This is a genomic window from Tsukamurella paurometabola DSM 20162 (assembly GCF_000092225.1).
GTDB classification, from domain to species: domain Bacteria; phylum Actinomycetota; class Actinomycetes; order Mycobacteriales; family Mycobacteriaceae; genus Tsukamurella; species Tsukamurella paurometabola.
Map to the genome: position 1 here is coordinate 66,297 of NC_014158.1, position 17,491 is coordinate 83,787.

At 67.1% G+C, this 17,491-nt stretch carries 14 protein-coding genes and 1 pseudogene; 14 read left to right on the forward strand and 1 reads right to left on the reverse strand.

The features are described from left to right. The first annotated feature begins 74 nt into the window (after window positions 1-74). The 12 genes and pseudogenes from TPAU_RS00330 (at window position 75) to TPAU_RS00385 (ending at window position 12,661) form a co-directional block, all read left to right on the forward strand. Window positions 75-1,049: a hypothetical protein gene (locus TPAU_RS00330; RefSeq protein ID WP_013124773.1), complete on the forward strand. Its 975-nt coding sequence runs from the start codon at window positions 75-77 to the stop codon at window positions 1,047-1,049. Beyond that, window positions 1,046-1,795 (forward strand): hypothetical protein, encoded by a 750-nt coding sequence (locus tag TPAU_RS00335; protein WP_013124774.1) that lies wholly within the window; start codon window positions 1,046-1,048, stop codon window positions 1,793-1,795. The genes TPAU_RS00330 and TPAU_RS00335 overlap by 4 nt, the downstream gene beginning before the upstream one ends. Beyond that, a complete protein-coding gene (locus tag TPAU_RS00340; protein WP_115329730.1) occupies window positions 1,792-3,198 on the forward strand; it encodes an O-antigen ligase family protein in 1,407 nt (468 codons plus the stop codon). Before TPAU_RS00335 ends, TPAU_RS00340 begins: the two co-directional genes overlap by 4 nt. Window positions 3,199-3,344: 146 nt before the next feature. Further along, window positions 3,345-4,586, forward strand: a complete 1,242-nt coding sequence (locus TPAU_RS00345; RefSeq protein ID WP_013124776.1) for a class I SAM-dependent methyltransferase — start codon at window positions 3,345-3,347, stop codon at window positions 4,584-4,586. Window positions 4,587-4,599: 13 nt separating this feature from the next. After that, the gene (locus TPAU_RS00350; protein WP_013124777.1) at window positions 4,600-5,382 is read left to right on the forward strand and encodes a glycosyltransferase family protein; all 783 of its coding nucleotides are present in this window, start codon (window positions 4,600-4,602) and stop codon (window positions 5,380-5,382) included. Next, entirely contained in the window at window positions 5,379-6,032 is a 654-nt protein-coding gene (locus tag TPAU_RS00355) for a PIG-L deacetylase family protein (protein WP_013124778.1), read from the forward strand. The genes TPAU_RS00350 and TPAU_RS00355 overlap by 4 nt, the downstream gene beginning before the upstream one ends. Beyond that, window positions 6,029-7,045: an NAD-dependent epimerase/dehydratase family protein gene (locus TPAU_RS00360; RefSeq protein ID WP_013124779.1), complete on the forward strand. Its 1,017-nt coding sequence runs from the start codon at window positions 6,029-6,031 to the stop codon at window positions 7,043-7,045. The genes TPAU_RS00355 and TPAU_RS00360 overlap by 4 nt, the downstream gene beginning before the upstream one ends. A gap of 2 nt (window positions 7,046-7,047) precedes the next feature. Then, window positions 7,048-8,049, forward strand: a pseudogene (locus TPAU_RS23325) (class I SAM-dependent methyltransferase); the annotation flags it as partial. 51 nt (window positions 8,050-8,100) lie between these two features. Further along, window positions 8,101-9,501, forward strand: a complete 1,401-nt coding sequence (locus TPAU_RS23330; RefSeq protein ID WP_425358573.1) for a glutamate-1-semialdehyde 2,1-aminomutase — start codon at window positions 8,101-8,103, stop codon at window positions 9,499-9,501. A gap of 64 nt (window positions 9,502-9,565) precedes the next feature. Continuing rightward, complete coding sequence (locus tag TPAU_RS21645; RefSeq protein WP_013124781.1) at window positions 9,566-10,039, forward strand: hypothetical protein; 474 nt, start codon at window positions 9,566-9,568, stop codon at window positions 10,037-10,039. Window positions 10,040-10,091: 52 nt separating this feature from the next. Further along, entirely contained in the window at window positions 10,092-10,817 is a 726-nt protein-coding gene (locus TPAU_RS00380) for a hypothetical protein (RefSeq protein WP_013124782.1), read from the forward strand. A 2-nt stretch (window positions 10,818-10,819) separates the two neighbouring features. Then, on the forward strand, window positions 10,820-12,661 hold the full coding sequence (locus TPAU_RS00385; protein WP_013124783.1) for a cytochrome c oxidase assembly protein: 1,842 nt from the start codon (window positions 10,820-10,822) through the stop codon (window positions 12,659-12,661). A gap of 54 nt (window positions 12,662-12,715) precedes the next feature. On the opposite strand, the gene opgC is transcribed toward TPAU_RS00385, so the two are convergent. Beyond that, window positions 12,716-13,837, reverse strand: coding sequence for an OpgC domain-containing protein (gene opgC, locus TPAU_RS00390; RefSeq protein WP_013124784.1), 1,122 nt, complete (start codon window positions 13,835-13,837; stop codon window positions 12,716-12,718). A 321-nt stretch (window positions 13,838-14,158) separates the two neighbouring features. Here opgC and TPAU_RS00395 point away from each other — a divergent pair, with 321 nt between their 5' ends. Together TPAU_RS00395 and TPAU_RS00400 are read left to right on the forward strand one after the other, a co-directional pair. Beyond that, window positions 14,159-15,775 (forward strand): hypothetical protein, encoded by a 1,617-nt coding sequence (locus TPAU_RS00395; protein ID WP_013124785.1) that lies wholly within the window; start codon window positions 14,159-14,161, stop codon window positions 15,773-15,775. 423 nt (window positions 15,776-16,198) lie between these two features. After that, window positions 16,199-17,401, forward strand: coding sequence for a glycoside hydrolase family 5 protein (locus TPAU_RS00400; protein ID WP_013124786.1), 1,203 nt, complete (start codon window positions 16,199-16,201; stop codon window positions 17,399-17,401). Window positions 17,402-17,491 lie beyond the last annotated feature (90 nt).

The window sequence follows — 17,491 nt, forward strand, 5'->3', positions numbered from 1 at the left end:
TTGCAGTTGCACCACGCAAGCGGCGCACGGTAGGCAGGGCAAGACCTGTGTTTGAGCAAAGGAAGTAACGGATCGTGAATGTAGCAGGGTTCGTCCGTACCGTCCTTCTCAAGCCCGTCGTGCTCATCTTGTTGTTGGTGGTCGGCACGGGAGCAGGAGTCGTGGGCTGGAATTCGGCCACGACGCACTACGAGAGCACGGGCTCGGTTCTCGTGATCCCCCCCGGGGCCGGGGCCACCGATCCGGGAAAGAACCCCTTCGCCAACCTGGGCGAGGGGATCGCGCAGCTGGCGAACGTGGTGGCCTTGGCCGCACAGGCGCCGGAGGCGCAGGAGCGCGTGGCCGCGACCGGGGCGCAGACCGGCTACACCGTCTCGACGATGGCGGGCGACTCCTCCCGATCGACCCAGCTCTCCCCGCAGATCACCTTCGTGGTCAGCGGTCCCGACGCCGAGACCGCGCAGCGCGGCGCTCGCGAGTTGATCACGGTCATGCGGGACAAACTGCGGCGCCTCCAGGTCGACGCCGGTGTGACGGTGCCCGGGACCTTCGCCGACCTGCGCGTCTCAGTGGAGCCTCCGCTGGGCGCCGAAATCCCTGCGGCGTCGGCCCGCGATGCAGCGTCGTACGCGATGGGCGCGATGGGATTGGTGACCGTCCTGATCCTGGTCGCGGTCTCCGCGAAACAGCTGATTCGCCGACGACCGGCCCACGGTGAGGTGGCGCCGGTCCCCGTCAGTACCTCGGGCCCGCAGGATGGCGACAGTGTCGGCGAGAACGCGGTGGCGGATGAAGAGGCCGGAGCGCAGGCGACGTTCCCCATCACCGAGGCGCCGCCGCGCCCACCTCGCCCGCGCCAGATAGCCCCGACCGAACGGCCCCTCCGGCCTCAGCGCGCGCTCAGCGAGGATTGGGCGACAGCGGAGGAGCCGCTCCCCGAGCCGCCAGGCGACGATCGCACGCCGGTGCGATCGTCGCGACGGGTGCCGCCGCAGGTGCGGTGGGCCCGGCCGGCGAACCGTGACGATCCGGCCCGGCCTCGGGCGTGACCGCCGCGACGCAGGACCGGCCCGGCGCGGTCCGTGATCACGGCGCTGCCTTCGAGAACGAGAGCAGAGCGCCGTCGGGGCGCCGTCGGGTACTGCTCCGCAGGTGGCTGACGTTGATCCTGTTCGTCGTCGTCGCAGTCGTCGGCGCGATGATCGGCTCGAAGACCACCACCCAGCAGTACGAGACGTCGGGCACGGTGCTCGTGATCCCGCCGGGCGCCGGCAGCCCAGTGCCGCGGGACAATCCGTTCTACCGGATCAACGACACCGCGCAGTTCGCCAATGTGCTCGCGAGCATCGCTCTCGGGCCTGAAGGCCGGGCCGTCGTCGCGAAAGCCGGTGCCTCCCCGGAATACGCCGTGCGCGGCTTCATGGGAGCGACGGAGCAGAGTACGAAGTTGTCCGCGCAGATCACCCTGTCGGTGCGAGCGCCGAACAAATGGGTAGCGCGTGAGGCGGCCATGGGCCTGATCGCGCTGATGCGGGAACGACTGGTCTCGTTGCAGCGTGATGCTGGGCTACGCGACCGCACGTATGCCGATCTCCGCGTCGTCGTGGAACCGGACCCCGGAGTTCCCGTCTTCGGGAACGCTTTTCGTGCGGCGCTGGGGTATGCGATTGCGGCGATGCTGGGCGTTGCCGCGATTCTCGCTTTGCATGCCTCGCGCGCGGATACGCGCGCGCGACGCACCGCTGGCGGAAATGGCTCACTGCGGGATGCCGTGCACGAACGGACGGCCGCGTGAACGGCGTGATGTCGCCTCGGGCAGGTCGCCGTCGTTCCGGCAGGCTGGGTGTTCTCGGGCGCGGATTCGAAGTATCCCGCGAGGGCGTGGAGCGATTGGGGCTGAACCGGATCGCTGCGCCGGGAGCGCTGTTCCTCGGCGTCGCCGGCTTCTTCCTGCTCAGTATGCGACAGGTTCTTACGGTCCCCGGTACGTTCGGCTACAGCCTCGCCCAGACACTGTTCATGGGCGGCGCCCTTCTCTGGTTCGCGACGGTACTCACCGGTCACACCCGTCTGGTGCGAGATTGGGCGGTGATCGCCGCCGTGCTGGGTTACGTCTGCGCGTCGTTCATCTCGTATGCCGCGGCAGCTGCTCGCGGAATTCTGCCGATCTCGCAGAGCGCTGTCGATCGGTATGTCCTTACGGACCTGATGCTTGCCGGCACTGTACTGCTGACTCTCACCGTGCTCCGCACCCAACACGCCCTGCGCGTGATGCTCGGTGGGCTCGTGCTCGGCGGCACGGTGAGCGCGCTGTTCGCGTTGTTGGACTCGAGTACAGGCATCGACATTGCGGCGCAGTTCCGGATTCCCGGGCTTACCAAGGGGAGCGATTACGTCCTCATCGAGAGCCTTGATCGCGCCGGCGTCACTCGGCCGCAGGGTAGTGCCGGGCATCCGCTGGAACTCGGCGCGGTTCTCACGGTGCTCGCGCCGCTCGCGTTGGCTCTGTACTTCAACGCAAAGAGGCGGGCGGCGGACCCGAGAGTGGTTCGCCTGTGGCTGGCATGCACTGTGATCATTCTGACCGCCGATCTGGCAACCGTATCCCGGTCGGCAGTTGCGGGTGGCCTCGCTGCGATCGCGGTGATGTGCTGGCGCTGGCCGGTGCAGCGGCTCGCGGCGATTCTCGGAACCGCTACGGCCGTGGTGGTCGTCGGTGTGGTCGGCCAATTGACGTTGGTGACAGCCCTGATTGAGACCTTCGCCGGCTCATCGAAGGATCCGTCGTTGCAGTCCCGGGAGGTCGGGCGGAACTTCGTGGCGGAGAATCTCGCCGACAACTTCTGGTTGGGCCAGGGCGTCGGCGCATACCCGACCCTGAAACAGCCCGTGCTCGACAACCAATACCTGTCCAGGCTGATGGAAGCGGGAATCTTTGGCCTGCTGAGCTTGTGCATGGCACTCGTTGTCACCCTGTATCTCGCCGTGCGCGCTTCGCAGTCGAAGGATGATGCGCTGGCCGAGCTAGCCGGCGGCATCAGCGGATCCGCGGCGGCGCTGATCGTCATCTGCCTGATTCTCGACACCTCTGGCTTCGGGCAGATTTGGTACTTGACCTGGATCCTGCTGGCCCTCGCCGGCGTCGTCTATCGGCTGTCGCGGGTTCGCGAGGGCGAGCTCGCCGCGCCACCGCCCTGATCATCGCGCGGCGGCCGGAATCGCACGGGTCACGGGGGGCATCCGAGTTTGCCCATCACACTGTGTGCGATAGCATTTTGCACGTAACCGAGATGCGGCAGACATCGAGATCGCACTCATCATCGAGCGGAAGAGCTGGACCGTCAATGACCTGCAGTGTGTGTGGTTCCGATCGCCTGCGCAGTGTGGTGGACCTCGGTGCCACCCCGCCGTGCGAGAAGTTCCTCCAGGCCGATGAGCTGGACCTGCCGGAACCGACCTACCCATTGCACCTACGGTTGTGCGAGGACTGCCTGCTGTTGCAGATCCCGGCGTTGATCCTGCCGGAGGAGACGTTCTCCGAGTACGCCTACTTCTCCTCATTCAGCGACAGCTGGGTGGCGCACGCGAAGCGCTTCGTCGATGAGGCGGCCGACCGGCTCGAACTCGGCCCCGACAGCTTCCTGGTGGAGGTGGCCAGCAACGACGGCTACCTGCTGCAGCACGCCGTCGCCCGCGGCATCCCCTGCCTGGGCATCGAGCCCTCGGTGAACGTCGGCGCGGCGGCCCGCGACAAGGGCGTGCCCACGCTCACCGCCTTCCTCAACGAGGAGACCGCTGCTCAGGTGGTGGCCGAACACGGCAGAGCCGATCTGATCGCCGCCAACAACGTCTACGCACACGTTCCCGATGTGCTCGGCTTCACCCGCTCGCTGCGGACCCTGCTCGCCGACGACGGTTGGCTCAGCATCGAGGTGCACCACGCGCTGAACCTCGTGCAGCTGGGCCAGTTCGACACCATCTACCACGAGCACTTCAGCTACTACACCGTGTACTCGGCGCAGCGCGCCCTGGCCACCGCCGGGCTCGACGTGGTCGACGTGGAGCTCATCCCCACCCACGGCGGATCCATCCGGGTGTGGGCCCGCCCCGTCGAGGCCGGCGCCACCCCGTCGCCGCGCGTCGCCGAGGTGCTCGCGCTCGAGGCCGAGGCCGGGCTGCACGAAGTCTCCGGCTACACCGGCCTGCAGGCGCGCGCCGACGCCACCCGGCAGGACCTGCTGCGCTTCCTGCTCGACCGCAAGGCCGAGGGCAAGCGCGTGGTGGGCTACGGCGCTCCCGGCAAGGGCAACACCCTGCTCAACTACTGCGGCGTGCGCGCCGACCTGCTCGAGTACACCGTCGACCGGAACCCGTACAAGCACGGCCGGTACACCCCGGGCAGCCGCATCCCGATCCACGCGCCGGAGCGGATCGACGAGGACCGGCCGGACGTGATCGTCGTCCTGCCGTGGAACCTCGAAGCCGAGATCACCGCCCAGCTCGCTCACGTCGCCGAATGGGGCGCCGAACTCGTCTATCCCCTTCCCACCCTGCATTCCGCCGACCTGCCCGCGCGCGTCGGCTGAGAAGGAGCACACCATGAAGGTCGTTCTGTTCTGCGGCGGGTACGGCATGCGAATGCGGGGCGGTGCCGACGATACGGTGCCCAAGCCGATGCAAATGGTCGGTCCGCGGCCCCTGATCTGGCACGTGATGCGCTACTACGCGCACTTCGGCCACACCGAGTTCATCCTGTGCCTGGGCTACGGCGCAGGGCACATCAAGGACTACTTCCTCAACTACCGCGAGACGGCGTCGAACGACTTCGTCATCCGCGGCGGCGAGGTGGAGTTGCTGTCCACCGACCTGTCGGACTGGACCATCAACTTCGTCGACACCGGCCTCGAATCGGCGATCGGCGAACGTCTGCGGCGCGCGCGGCCGTTCCTCGACGGCGACGAGTACTTCCTCGCGAACTACGCCGACGTCCTCAGCGACGCCCCGATGAACACCATCATCGACAAGGTCAAGGCCGAGGGCGCCGCGGCATCGATGCTGTTGGTGCCGCCGCAGTCCTCCTTCCACTGCGTCGATGTGGACGGTGACGACAAGGTCACCGGTATCACCCCGGTCTCCGAGTTCCCGATCTGGGAGAACGGCGGCTACTTCGTGCTCACCCAGGAAGTTTTCGACCATCTCCCGGAGGGCGGCGATCTGGTGGCCGACGCGTGCGGAGCGCTGCTGAAGGAGAACCGGCTGATCGGCTACCGCCATCGCGGCTTCTGGAAACCGGCGGACACCTTCAAGGAGCGCGCCGAGCTCGACGCCGGCTACGCCCAGGGACATCGCCCGTGGATGCTGTGGGAGAACGGCCACTCGTGATCGGACTCTCGCCCGGGGCGGTGCGCGAGGTCGCGGTGCTCGGTGCCCACTGCGACGATATCGCGATCGGTATGGGCGGTACGCTGCTGCAGATCGCCGAGGCGAATCCGGGTGTCCGCGTGCGCGCTTTCGTCGGTAGCGGCGGCGGGACCCCGCGCGAGGCCGAGGAACGCGCCGCGCTGGCGGCGTTCGCTCCCGGCGCCGACCTGCGAATCACGGTCTTGGATCTGCCGGACGGTAGGTCGCCCGCGTACTGGGAGCGGGAGAAGCAGGCGCTCAGCGAGTTCCGTCGTTCGACCGACCCGGATGTGGTGTTCGCGCCGCACCGCGGCGATGCGCACCAGGATCATCGGCAGCTGGCCGAGATGGTGCCGACGGAGTTCCGCGACCATCTGACGCTCGGGTACGAGATCCTCAAGTGGGAGACCGATACACCGCGTCCGACGGTGTTCAATCCGCTCACCGTGTACGCCGCGATGACCAAAGCGCGGCTGCTCACCGAGTGCTACCCGTCGCAGACGGCGCACGACTGGTTCGATGACGAGTCCTTCCTCGGCCTGGCCCGACTGCGCGGGATCCAATGTCGCGCACCCTATGCCGAGGGATTCATGCTGGAGAAGGCGATCGTGGAGTTCGGAGGATTTCGATGAAGGTTCTGGTTACCGGCCACCAGGGGTATCTGGGCACGGTCATGGTGCCTCTGCTGCAGGCGGAGGGTCACGATGTGGTGGGCCTCGATTCCGGCCTGTTCGCCGACTGCACGCTGGGTGCGACGCCGCCGGAGCCGCCGGACATCGCCGTCGACCTGCGTGACGTGACCGAGGAGCAGCTCGCCGGTTTCGACGCCGTGATCCACCTCGCCGCGCTGTCGAACGATCCGCTCGGAGCCCTCGATCCGCAGATCACCTATGACATCAACCACCATGCGTCGTCGCGGCTGGCCCGCCTGGCAAAGCAGGCCGGTGTCGCGCGATTCCTCTATGCCTCCACGTGTTCGGTATACGGCGCCGCGGGCGACGGTCTGGTCGACGAAGATGCTCCGCTCCGTCCGCTCACCCCGTACGCCGAGAGCAAGGTGCGGGTCGAGGACGATGCTGCGGCGATCGCCGACTCCGGATTCGCGCCCGTCTTCCTGCGCAACGCCACCGCCTTCGGATTCTCCCCGCGGCTGCGCGCGGACATCGTGCTCAACAACCTGGTCGGCTACGCCACCCTCACCGGCGAGGTGAAGGTGCTCTCCGACGGCACCCCGTGGCGACCACTGGTGCACGCCCAGGACATCGCACGCGCGTTCGCCACCTGTCTGACCGCGCCGGTGGAGAAGATCTCGTGCCAGGCGTACAACATCGGCACCGAGGTCAACAACGTCACGGTCGCCGAGATCGCGCAGTCGGTGATCGACGCCGTGCCCGGGTCCACGCTCAACATCACCGGCGAGTCCGGGGCCGATCCGCGTTCGTACCGGGTCGACTTCTCCCGTGCCCGAGACGGACTCGGTTTCGAAGCGCAGTGGACCGTGGCCGATGGTGCGGCAGAACTGTACCGCGAGTACACGGCCCGGGGGCTGACCTCGGAGGCCTTCTTCGAGCGCTACACCCGTCTCGCGCACCTCAAGTCGCGCCAGGAGGCCGGTACGCTCGACGACACGATGCGCCCGGTCTAGCCATGGCATGCCGGGGCTGCGGGAGCGGCGATCTTCACCGGGTGCTCGATCTGGGCGCGGTGCCCGCCGCCGACCACTTTCCGCCCGCGGAGTCCCCTGTCACACAGGAGGAATCGGCGCACCCGTTGGCGATGGATCTGTGCGGAGCTTGCGGCCTAGCGCAGCTCGCCGCCGACGACACGGTGACCGACGAGCCGCGCGGAGTGGAACCGCAGGCTCTCAAAGATCAGGCCGCCGATGCCGTGGCCCGCGCTGCGTCCGCCGGCTGGCTCAATGGAAAGACGGTGCGTGAGTTCGGCAGTCCGCACGGTGGCACCTGGCTGCCGCTGCTCGCCGAGCGCGGTCTTCAGCCCACCGAAGGCCCCGCGGATGTGGTGGTGGACTGTTTCGGCGTGATGCACGAGCCCGATCAGAAGGCGGCGTTCGCGCGCCGCGCCGCCGCACTGGCACCGGGTGGGGTGCTCCTGCTCCAATACCACGCATTGGGCGCCATCGTCGCCGGGGAGCAATGGAACGCGCTGCGGCACGGGCACTTCGCGTACTACTCCCTGCATGCGCTGAGCGGGCTCCTGGCAGGTGCCGGTCTCAGCGTCGCCGGTGCCTGGGAGTTCGATCTGTATGGCGGGACCGTGATGCTCGCCGTCGTTGAAGGCAGTGTGGCACCGGACGACACCGTGTTCCGCCTGCTCGACGAGGAGGAGCGCGCCGGGCTGCGTGACCCCGCGGTGGTGGGCACCCTCGGCCGGGCAGCGCTCCGGCAGGCGGCCGCGCTCCGGGCCTGGGCGCACGACGAGACGGCCGCCGGCCGGCGGCCGGCCGCCTACGGAGCCGCCTCGCGGGCGGTGGCGTTGTTCGCGCTCGCCGGTCTGAACCGTGCCGTGCTGTCCGCCGTCGCCGATGCCAGTCCCGGTAAACAGGGCCGTCGCATGCCCGGCACCGACATCCCCATCGTCGCGCCCGAGGTCGTGGCGGCAGGCACCGGCCCGGTGTTGCTCACCCTGCCCGACCTGCGCGACGAGCTGGTCGCGGGCTATCCGGCACTCTCCGACCGACTGGTGGTCGACCCGAGCACGGTCGTCACATCACCGGTCGCGCTCGAGCCCGACGACGGCCCGCCCCCGCGCGATTTCACCGAATCGAACCGACTACAGGCGCGTCTGCACCAGCTCGTGCCCGGCGGCGCCCACACCTACGCGCGCGCCTCCGACCAGTACCCCGAGAACATGGCACCGATCCTGACCGGCGGCCTCGGTGCGCGCGTGCAGGACGTCGACGGTAACGAGTACGTCGAATACGGAATGGGGCTGCGGGCCGTCACCCTGGGCCATGCGCATCCGCGCGTCGTGGCCGCGGTCACCGACGCGATCGCCCACGGCACCAACTTCAGCCGTCCCACCGCACTGGAGGTGGACGCCGCCGAGGACTTCCTCGCCCTGGTGCCCGGCGCCGATATGGTCAAGTTCGCCAAGAACGGTTCCGATGCCACGACCGCCGCGGTACGGCTGGCCCGGGCCGCCACCGGGCGCGACCTGGTGGCCGCGTGCGATCACCCGTTCTTCTCCGTCGACGACTGGTTCATCGGTACCACTGCCATGAACGCGGGCATCCCCGCCGAGGTACCCGCGAAGACTCTGCGATTCCAGTACAACGATCCCGGTTCCCTGCAGCGCCTGTTCGACGAGAACCCCGGCCGCATCGCCTGCGTCTTCCTGGAGGCGGCGACCGCCACGGCCGAGCCCGTGGACGGTTTCCTCGAACGCGTCCGGACGCTGTGCGACCGGAACGGAGCCCTGTTGGTCTTCGACGAGATGATCACCGGATTCCGGTGGTCCGAGCACGGTGCGCAGGGGCTGTACGGTGTGATTCCCGATCTGTCCTGTTGGGGTAAGGCCATGGGCAATGGATTGCCTATGGCCGCGCTCGCCGGCCGGCGCGAGTACATGGAACTGGGCGGGCTGAACACCGATCGCGACCGCGTCTTCCTCCTGTCCACCACGCACGGCCCGGAAACCGCCGGTCTGGCGGCCTTCCGCGCTGTGGTCGCCGAGTACGCCGAGTCCGATCCGATCGGCGCCATGGAGGCCGCCGGCCGCCGGCTCGAGCGGGCGGCCACCGAGGTGATCGCGGGGGCCGGGCTCGCCGACTACGTCCAGGTGATCGGACGGCCTTCGTGTCAGGTGTTCGTCACCCGCGACGCCGAGGGTGCACCGTCACAGGCCTATCGCACCCTGTTCCTGCAGGGATTGCTCGAGAACGGGGTGCTGGCTCAGTCCCTGGTGAACTCCGCCGCGCACACCGAGGCCGATGTCGATCACACCGTCGACGCGATCGAGGAAGCCCTCGTCGCCTACGGTCGGGCCGTCGTCGACGGCACCGTCGAGGGGCATCTGCGCGGGCGTCCGGTGGCTCCCGCGCTGCGCCGCTCCGCCGCCCCCCGCCGCTTGCCCGACGCCTGACCGCCGTCCGCGGCACACGACGTACGGTTTCGGCCGGGGCGTCGCCGCAGGTAGGATCGGGCGCGTGAACCACGCGCCGGCCGACGCCACCACCTCCTCGCGATCCCTGCGGATCTGGGGATGGGTGGGCGCCGCCGTCGCGCTGGCCACGTCGCTGGTGCACCTCCCGATGCTCGGCGATAAGAGCTGGGTGGTGTCGATCATCGTGGCCGCGATGCTCATCGGCTGCGCGCACTGCTCCGTGTGCCTGTTCCGCAACCCGACGGTGAGCGCCTGGGTGCGGACCGCGGCGATGGGCGTGATCATGATCGCGCTGCATCCCGTGCTCATGTCGGCGATGGGCCACGGCTCGGGGATGTCGATGGATCACGCTATGGCCGGTATGGACATGGGTGGCATGGAGATGGGCGGCATGGCTTCGATGGAGCCGTGGATGACCTTGATGATCGTCTTCGCGGCGGCCGAGATCGTGGTGGCCGTCGCCGCGCTCGGCGTGATCGCGCTCCGCAACCGCGGAACCTCACGAGCCGCAGGGTGACCACGATCACTCGGTGCTAACGCCCGGGCGATCAGAACAGATAGGTGAAGCGATGAACGCGACGACTGACTTCCACAAGCCCGCTGTGCGCCGGGCGGCGGCCGTGGCCGCCACCGGTGCCCTGATCGTCGGTCTCACCGGCGGCATCGCCGCCGCCGAGCCCGATGCGCAGACCACACCCACCACCCCCGCTTCCGAGCTGCTGCTCGAGCAGAAGGACTTCCCGGGCGGCTACTGGGTGGTGCCCTCGCCGCAGCAGCGCCTCGCCAACGAGCTCGGGGCCGATCCGCTGACTCTCGTGGCCTCGGCCAAGGTGAACCCGCCGGAGTGCAAGAACGTGCTCACCGCGGCGAAGAACGGCGGGGGCACCGACGCCAACACCGTCGCCGGCGTGCACGATCAGGACCGCAAATCGCTGAGTGAATCGCTGGTTCCCAAGGCCGCCGATGTGGACACCCTCAAGGTGGGTCTGCTCAAGCTGTGCTCCGATGTCACCATCGAGGCCAACGATCCCAAGGGCGGCGTCGTCAAGGTGCGCGCGAAGACGAAGGAGGTGGCCTCGGACAAGCAGAAGGCCACCTTCGAGATCGTCATCGACGGCACCCGGACCAAGGGCACCGACTCCTTCCCGGTGCAGCAGAAGGTGCTCTTCGGTGTCGCCTCGCTGCGCGGCTACACCGTGGCCGTGCAGGGCACCAAGCTCGGCGGCGATCCCGATCGGGGCGAGTTCGACTCGTTCTTCAGCAAGTCGGTGAACAAGGTCAAGGACGCGAAGTAGCGATGGCTGAGGCGGTCGCCCCCGAGCGCCCGTCGCCGACTCCCTCGGACCGCCCCGGCCATACGCCGCGGACCGGTGCGGTGGCGCTCGGCGTCGGGGCGGCGGTGGCGCTCGCCGTCGTCCTCTGGCTCGTGACGAGCGAGGGCGAGATCCGCTACGACATCAACGGCGACAGCTACCCCGGCGCGCTCACCGCGTACGGCGCATCGATCGGCCGGCTCGCGGGCACGGTCGCCGCAGCGCTGACATTCGGCGCCCTCGGCTACGCCGTGTTCCGGACCAAACCGCAAGACGGCGGTGAGCTCGGCCTGCGGGGCTACGTCACCCAGTTGCACGCCCGCCGGTACGCCGCCGTCTGGGCGGTCGTCTCGGCGCCGATGATCCTGCTGGCCGCGTCCGACAGCGCCGGCCAGGACTTGGTGGCCACCTACCGGGTGGGCGGGCTGTTCGCGCTGGTCTCGGCTTCCGAGGCGGCGAAGGGCTGGATCGTCTCCCTGATCTGCGCGGTGATCGTGATCATCGCGATGCGCAACTGCCTGACCTGGGTGGCGCACCTGTGGATCCTGCTCCCGGCGGGCATCGGCCTGCTCGCCACCGTCGTGACCGCCAATGAGGCGCAGGGTCCCAAGCACGATTATTCGACGGCGGCACTCATCACGATCGCGCTCGCGGGCGCACTCTGGCTGGGCGGTCTGTGGTCGTCCGTCCGGCTCCCCGAACGCCCCGAGAAGCGATGGACCGCACCCGCGTTCGCGACGCTCGTGCTCGCGAACGGTGCCGTCCTCGCGGTGGTCTACGCGCCCGGTTCGGACCTGTGGGTCACCTGGTACGGCTGGCTGTACATCGCCACCGCCGTGCTCATCGCGGCGGCTGCCTTGGCCCAGTACCTGCGCGCTCGTGCGCCGGCAGCCGGGCTGCTCACCGCCTCCATCGGCACCGCGCTGGCTGCCTCGCTGTTGACCCCGCCGCCGTTCCTGCGCAAGCGATTCACCGTCGGCGAAGTATTCATGGGCTACGACCTGCCCGATCCGCCGAACGCCCTCCGCCTGGCCACCCTGTGGCGCTTCGACCTCAACTTCGTGCTGATCGTGGCCGCGTTCGCCGTCGGGTACCTGCTGCTGGTGCGGCGCACCACGTCCTGGCCCTGGTACCGCACCGCATGCTTCCTGTTCGGCTGCTTCGCGCTGCTCGTGCTCACCAGCTCGGGCGTGAGCACCTATTCGAAGGCCATGTTCAGTGTGCACATGGTCTCGCACATGCTGATGACCTCGCTCGTCCCCGTGTTCCTGCTGCTGGGTGCGCCGATCACACTGCTGCGCGACACTCTCACCGGGGCGCCGAAGCGGTGGCTGGAGCTGTTCCTGGAGTCGAAGTCGTTCGTGGTGCTGATGCGGCCAGCCGTCCAGCTCCTGATGTTCGCGCTCATGCTCTACGGCCTGTACTTCACCCCGCTGTTCGACCGGATCGGCCGTTATCACTGGGGCCATCTCGGCATCAACCTGGCGCTGTTGTTCACCGGGTTCCTGTTCTACTGGCGCGTCTTCCAGATCGACCCGGTACCGAAGGAGCTGCCCTTCATCGGTCGCATCGGCATGCTGCTGGCGATGATGCCGATCTCGATGGTGTTCGCGCTGATCGTGATGACGATGGACGGCCTGGTCGGCTCCCGCCTGTACTACTACCTGGACCTGTCCTGGATGACGGATCTCCAGCGCGACCAGTTCGTGGGCGGGGTCGCCGCCTGGGCGGTCGACGAGGCCGCGATCGCGCTGGTGACGCTCGGCCTGGTGCTGCACTGGGCGTGGCAGAACCGCGGTGAGGATTCCGAGCCCGAGCTGCTGTGAATCCGGTAGCTCGGAATTCGGCCGGACGTCGGCTGCGGACTCGACTCGGCCGCGCTACCGCTCGAAACCGACGAGCGATCGGTGGCGACGGGAGCGGTGAGCGAATCGGCTCGGGATCCGGTGCAGCTTCGCCCAGCCCGCCCACGTGCGGAACTCGGCCCACGCCCAGCACAGTACGAGCACCGCGAGTGTGATCCCGGTGGCGGGACCCGGTCCCCACGGCTGTATCACCACCACGGGCAGTGTCATCAGGAGCAGTGCCTGCAGGACATACGAATCGAGTGAGCGGGTGCCGACCACCACGAACGGATGCGACGCCCGGCGAAACCACGGGTAGCGCAGCAACAGTGTCACAACCGCGATCACCGCGGGCAGGACGACCCATGCGGCGATGACTCGGGCCGGGCCGAACTCGATCTTTGCGCCGAGCATGTCGGCCGCGGGCGTTCGGCTGACCGCGCGGCCGCCGACGAACACGGCGGCAGTGCCGAGCAGGAGAACGACGACGACGCGCGATTTCACCATCACCTCGCTGACCCGCCAATCGTGCCACTTCCACCCGACCACGAGCGCGGGCACGAACAGCGCCTGCCACGCGCACCAGTCCGCGGTGGCGCCCGCGGCGTTCTCATTGGGCAACAGGAACCACGCGGGTGGCTGGAGCATCGCCCATATGTACAACGCCAGCGAGAACACGAGGATCGGCTTCCACCAGCCTTTGCGCAGTACCGGGATGAGGATCAGCGCGGCGCACATCAGAACGAAATAGAGCGCGAGAACGTCGCCGCCTGCGGGGAGATAGCGCAAAGTGACGATATCGAGTACGGGGTGGCTCGTCTCGTGGATCGGCCGGAGCCCGAGGTGAGTTGCAGGAGGCCAGACGAGGGAGACGATCGCGGCGAGGCCGGACAGCAGGACCTGACATACGTAGATCACGGTGATGCGTCGGGCCAACCGCTCGCGCGACGTACTGCATCCTCCATCGCGATCGACCCATCGGCGGTGGACCACGCCAAGGATCAGACCGGACAGCAGGACGAACGCGGAGGCACCGTCGAAGTAGGGAATCTCGTGGGTGGGCCACGACAGGAATGCACCCTCATCGAAGTGACCCGTGATCATGCTGAACACCGCGAGTCCGCGGGCAGCGTCCACGGCGGTCAACCTCTTCGTCACGGGCGAAAGTGTACAGAGTATTCACGTCGCGGTTATCGTGCGAGCCGATGCCCGTCGACGAACTCACTGTCGAAACATACGCTGAGCTGCAAATATGCTGCATCGCCAACCAGAGGCATCGCTGTGATATCGCATAGCAATGTTGTCTATGGGTGAAGCATAACGATGTCCGCCCGAGCCGCTCGCGAGTTCTCGAAGCTGAAAGGCTCCAATCGAGCTTGGCCGCCAACTCGCGAGCGCTAGCATTTTGCAGTGTCAAACAGGGTTAATGTTGCGTGGGGTGGAAAACCGGTCGAATTAGGCGCGGCGACGCCGACCGGGATGCACAAGCTCTGGATCGCGATTCCGTTGGCCGCGTTGGCATTTCTGGATTCCATGACCCTCGCCCGTAGTCACAGCGAGGCAGAGGACGCCGCCCAATACATCCTGAACGTCACTAATGGTGACGACCTCTTCCATTCGAACCACTTGTTGTACGGGCCGGTGAACTGGGTCAACTTCCGACTGTGGGAGGCGCTCGGATACGCCGGCGACGCGGTCGTCCCGATGCAGGTCCTCTCGGTCAGCGCCAGCCTGGTCTCCGTATGGCTGGTCTACCGGATCGCGCTCCGCGTCGGGGCGTCCCTCCCGCTTTCCCTCGCAGCAACCGGCTGGGTCGCGTTCTCCTTCGGATTCTGGGTCTACAGTCTCGAGGCGGATACCTACCTCCTGCCCATCCCGTTCCTCCTGTGGTCGGTCATGCTGATGCTCGACGTGATCGCGGCGGACGCATCATCGCGATCTCGGACCTTCGCGAGGCTATCGGGACTGGGCGCGGTTGCCGCGATGGCGGCACTCCTGCATCAGCAGTACGTTTTCCTCCTTCCGGTCATCGCGATCACCTTCGTCATAGTGTGGCGCCGCAGCTCCGAAAGGACGTCGGCACGGCTGCTGTTCGGGCTCGGAGTCTTCCTCGCGTCATCCTGGCTCCTGATCGCCGTCACCTATTGCGTAGTGGGCCGGCTTGCGATCGGATTGAGCTCGCCCGTGGACATCGTTTCGTGGGCTCGAGGGCATGCGAGTAACGGTATGTGGGAGGCGATCTCTGCGAAGACTCCGCTGATGATGCTGGTCGGATTCGGCAGAGCGGTATTCGCGATGAACTTCCTGTTTCGCTCGCCCCGCTCGTCCGATCTGATGTCCAGGGTGTTTGCGGGAAAGTCGCTCGTCGAAGAGCGCCACCTGGCCGAGCACGGGATCAACACCGTGGCCTTCCTTGCGATCCTGCTCGCGATGGCTGCGGCTTTGGCTGCCATGGCGTGGCTGCTGGTACGCCTCGTGCGACGGTCAGCACGACGCGATGGAGAAGAGAAGTTCGCTGCGAAAACGACTTTCATGATCTTCGCCGCCGTCTACCTGTTGGTCAACGTCATCGTGATCATGATCTGGGAGCCGGGCAATCTCGAGTTCTGGATCGCGGTCATGCCGGCGCTCGCTATCGCGCTCGCCGTTCTGCTGTCGGAGCGGACCAGGGCGGTAGCAGCGAGCTTCGTTCTGGTCGGCGCGCTGTTCGTCGCGAATCTGCTCGGCGCGGTGGTGCCGTACTCGCAGACGAGTAACGACTATTGGGCGATGCAGAACGGAGGGTTCCGCGGGCTCGTGGCGGAGGGCGACGTGATCGTCACCGACTGCCCGTACCTCTGCCGGGGGGACCTCGCCTTGCTCACCGATGTGCCGCCGATCGATGCATCATCGGACGATGTGGACGAATTGACCGCGGCGCTCGGCACACCCGGCACGGACGTGTTCGTGTCCTCGTGGACTTTCGATCCGCCTCCGCAAGCGGAGGCGCCGACGGGGAACGGTACCGTGCGTAAACAGCTGGACGAGCGCAGATCGCAGCTAGTAGAGGTGGGCAGATCGGGCGATCAGATCATCTATCGCCTTGAGCGCGGCTAGCGCGATCGGCGACGGGAAGCGCGCGACCCCCACCGAACACGAAACCCGGACATGAAGCCGGGCCGCCCCGCGCTGGGTTTTCGTTTCCTGTGACTTCCGCAGGGCGAACGGAGCGGGCTAGCATTTTGCGGTGACCGATTGCGATATCAACATTCCGGGTGCGCGCAGGCGCCGGATGATGCCCAGCGCGGCTGGAACCATCGCTACCGCGGTCGCTGCCGCGGTCGCACGGAGCGGGATCGTCGTCACCTCCGGCGCGGACGGCCAGAACTCCTTCCACGATCCGTCGGAGATGTTGCCGCGGCAGAGTTTCCCTGCGCCGAATCTCGCCAGACGAAGTCTGCCGAGTGGACTAGCGGAGTCGCTCGACGCGCACGATCGAGGCACCTTGTCCTCCAGGTGTCGTGCGTCACAAGGAGCCGGATGAGCCGCATCTTCCGACGGCTGATCCCTCTGTTCGTCGTGATCGTTCTGGTGGTGACGTCCGCCGCGCTACCCACACGTCGCGCGGTCGACGACAGCACCGACGGGCAACGCGGCATCAACGTCACCACACTTCTTTCCCAGGCCATCACGATCTCCGGCTACCCCGATCTGACCGATACGGGTGAGCCCCAGGCTAGCTACGATGCGCTGGCGGCGGTCGGGCATAGGCTGATCCGGCTCCCGATCGATTGGAACTTCCTGCAGCCGAACCTGGATAAGGGCGATGAGAGATTCTATTCGGCCTACTGGCGTGCGATCAAAGCTGAGATCGGAAAGATCAAGAAGGCCGGCCTCAAAGCGGTACTCGACCTCCACAACGGCTGCGAGTGGACTAAGCCGGGGTCGTCGGAGCCGCCGCTCGTCTGCGGCGCCGGACTGTCGCTCGATGTGACCACCGGGGTGTGGCGCACAATTTCCGAGGAGTTCAAGAACGAACCGGCCGTGGTGGCCTACGACCTGTTCAACGAGCCGACCAAGTTCACCCCGCCGAGCATTCCGAACGAGGCCGGTAAGCAGGCCTATTCCGTCTATCAGGCGCACGTGAACGCCATCGTCGCCGCGCTGCGGGCGCAAGGTGATCGCAAGGAGATCTGGGTCGAATCGCTGTGCTGTTCCATTGGGCTCGACATCAACAACACCGATCCGGACGGAGGCTGGGTCGTCGATCCGATCAAACGCATCGTCTACTCCCTGCATATGTATCCGGTCGGATTCGATGCCGATGCCGGCCTGGGGGAGGAGTTCAACCCTGCGAAGTTGGATCCGAACTACGAGGAGCCCAAAGGCAAGCCGTGGTCCAACCGTGGTTATGTGCGCGGATTCCTCCGCCGCCTCGACGGATTCGGCTCGTGGTGTAAACGCACCGGAGAGCAATGCTCGATCGGGGAAGTGGGGTGGTACAGCCGGGGACAGGCTAAAGACAGCGTGTCACGGTGGAACGAGCTCGGCGATGAGTGGTACAACATCGCCGACTACTACGGTCTGGCCGTCACCTACTACGGCGCGTCATCCGCCAGCGTGAGCCCCTTGTGGGTGTACGACGCGCCTGGCCCCTCCTCCTGGTTCCCCGCGCGCGGAATGACGCAGAAGCAGTCGCAGGCGTCCGTGATCGAGAAGCAGTCGCACCTGTCGAAGCCCTGACTGTGTGGCATGCCCGCAGACGGTTCGGGTCGGCCTGGTGGGCGTGGGTGAGCCGGCATTGCGTCGTAACCGATTGCGGTGTCAATCCCC

Excerpts from the sequence above, each read along its gene's own strand:
- TPAU_RS00395 (WP_013124785.1), top strand. The coding sequence starts at position 14,159 with ATGCACAAGCTCTGGATCGCGATTCCGTTGGCCGCGTTGGCATTTCTG.
- TPAU_RS00350 (WP_013124777.1), top strand. The coding sequence starts at position 4,600 with ATGAAGGTCGTTCTGTTCTGCGGCGGGTACGGCATGCGAATGCGGGGC.
- TPAU_RS00380 (WP_013124782.1), top strand. The coding sequence starts at position 10,092 with ATGAACGCGACGACTGACTTCCACAAGCCCGCTGTGCGCCGGGCGGCG.
- TPAU_RS00360 (WP_013124779.1), top strand. The coding sequence starts at position 6,029 with ATGAAGGTTCTGGTTACCGGCCACCAGGGGTATCTGGGCACGGTCATG.
- TPAU_RS00345 (WP_013124776.1), top strand. The coding sequence starts at position 3,345 with ATGACCTGCAGTGTGTGTGGTTCCGATCGCCTGCGCAGTGTGGTGGAC.
- TPAU_RS00385 (WP_013124783.1), top strand. The coding sequence starts at position 10,820 with ATGGCTGAGGCGGTCGCCCCCGAGCGCCCGTCGCCGACTCCCTCGGAC.
- TPAU_RS00400 (WP_013124786.1), top strand. The coding sequence starts at position 16,199 with ATGAGCCGCATCTTCCGACGGCTGATCCCTCTGTTCGTCGTGATCGTT.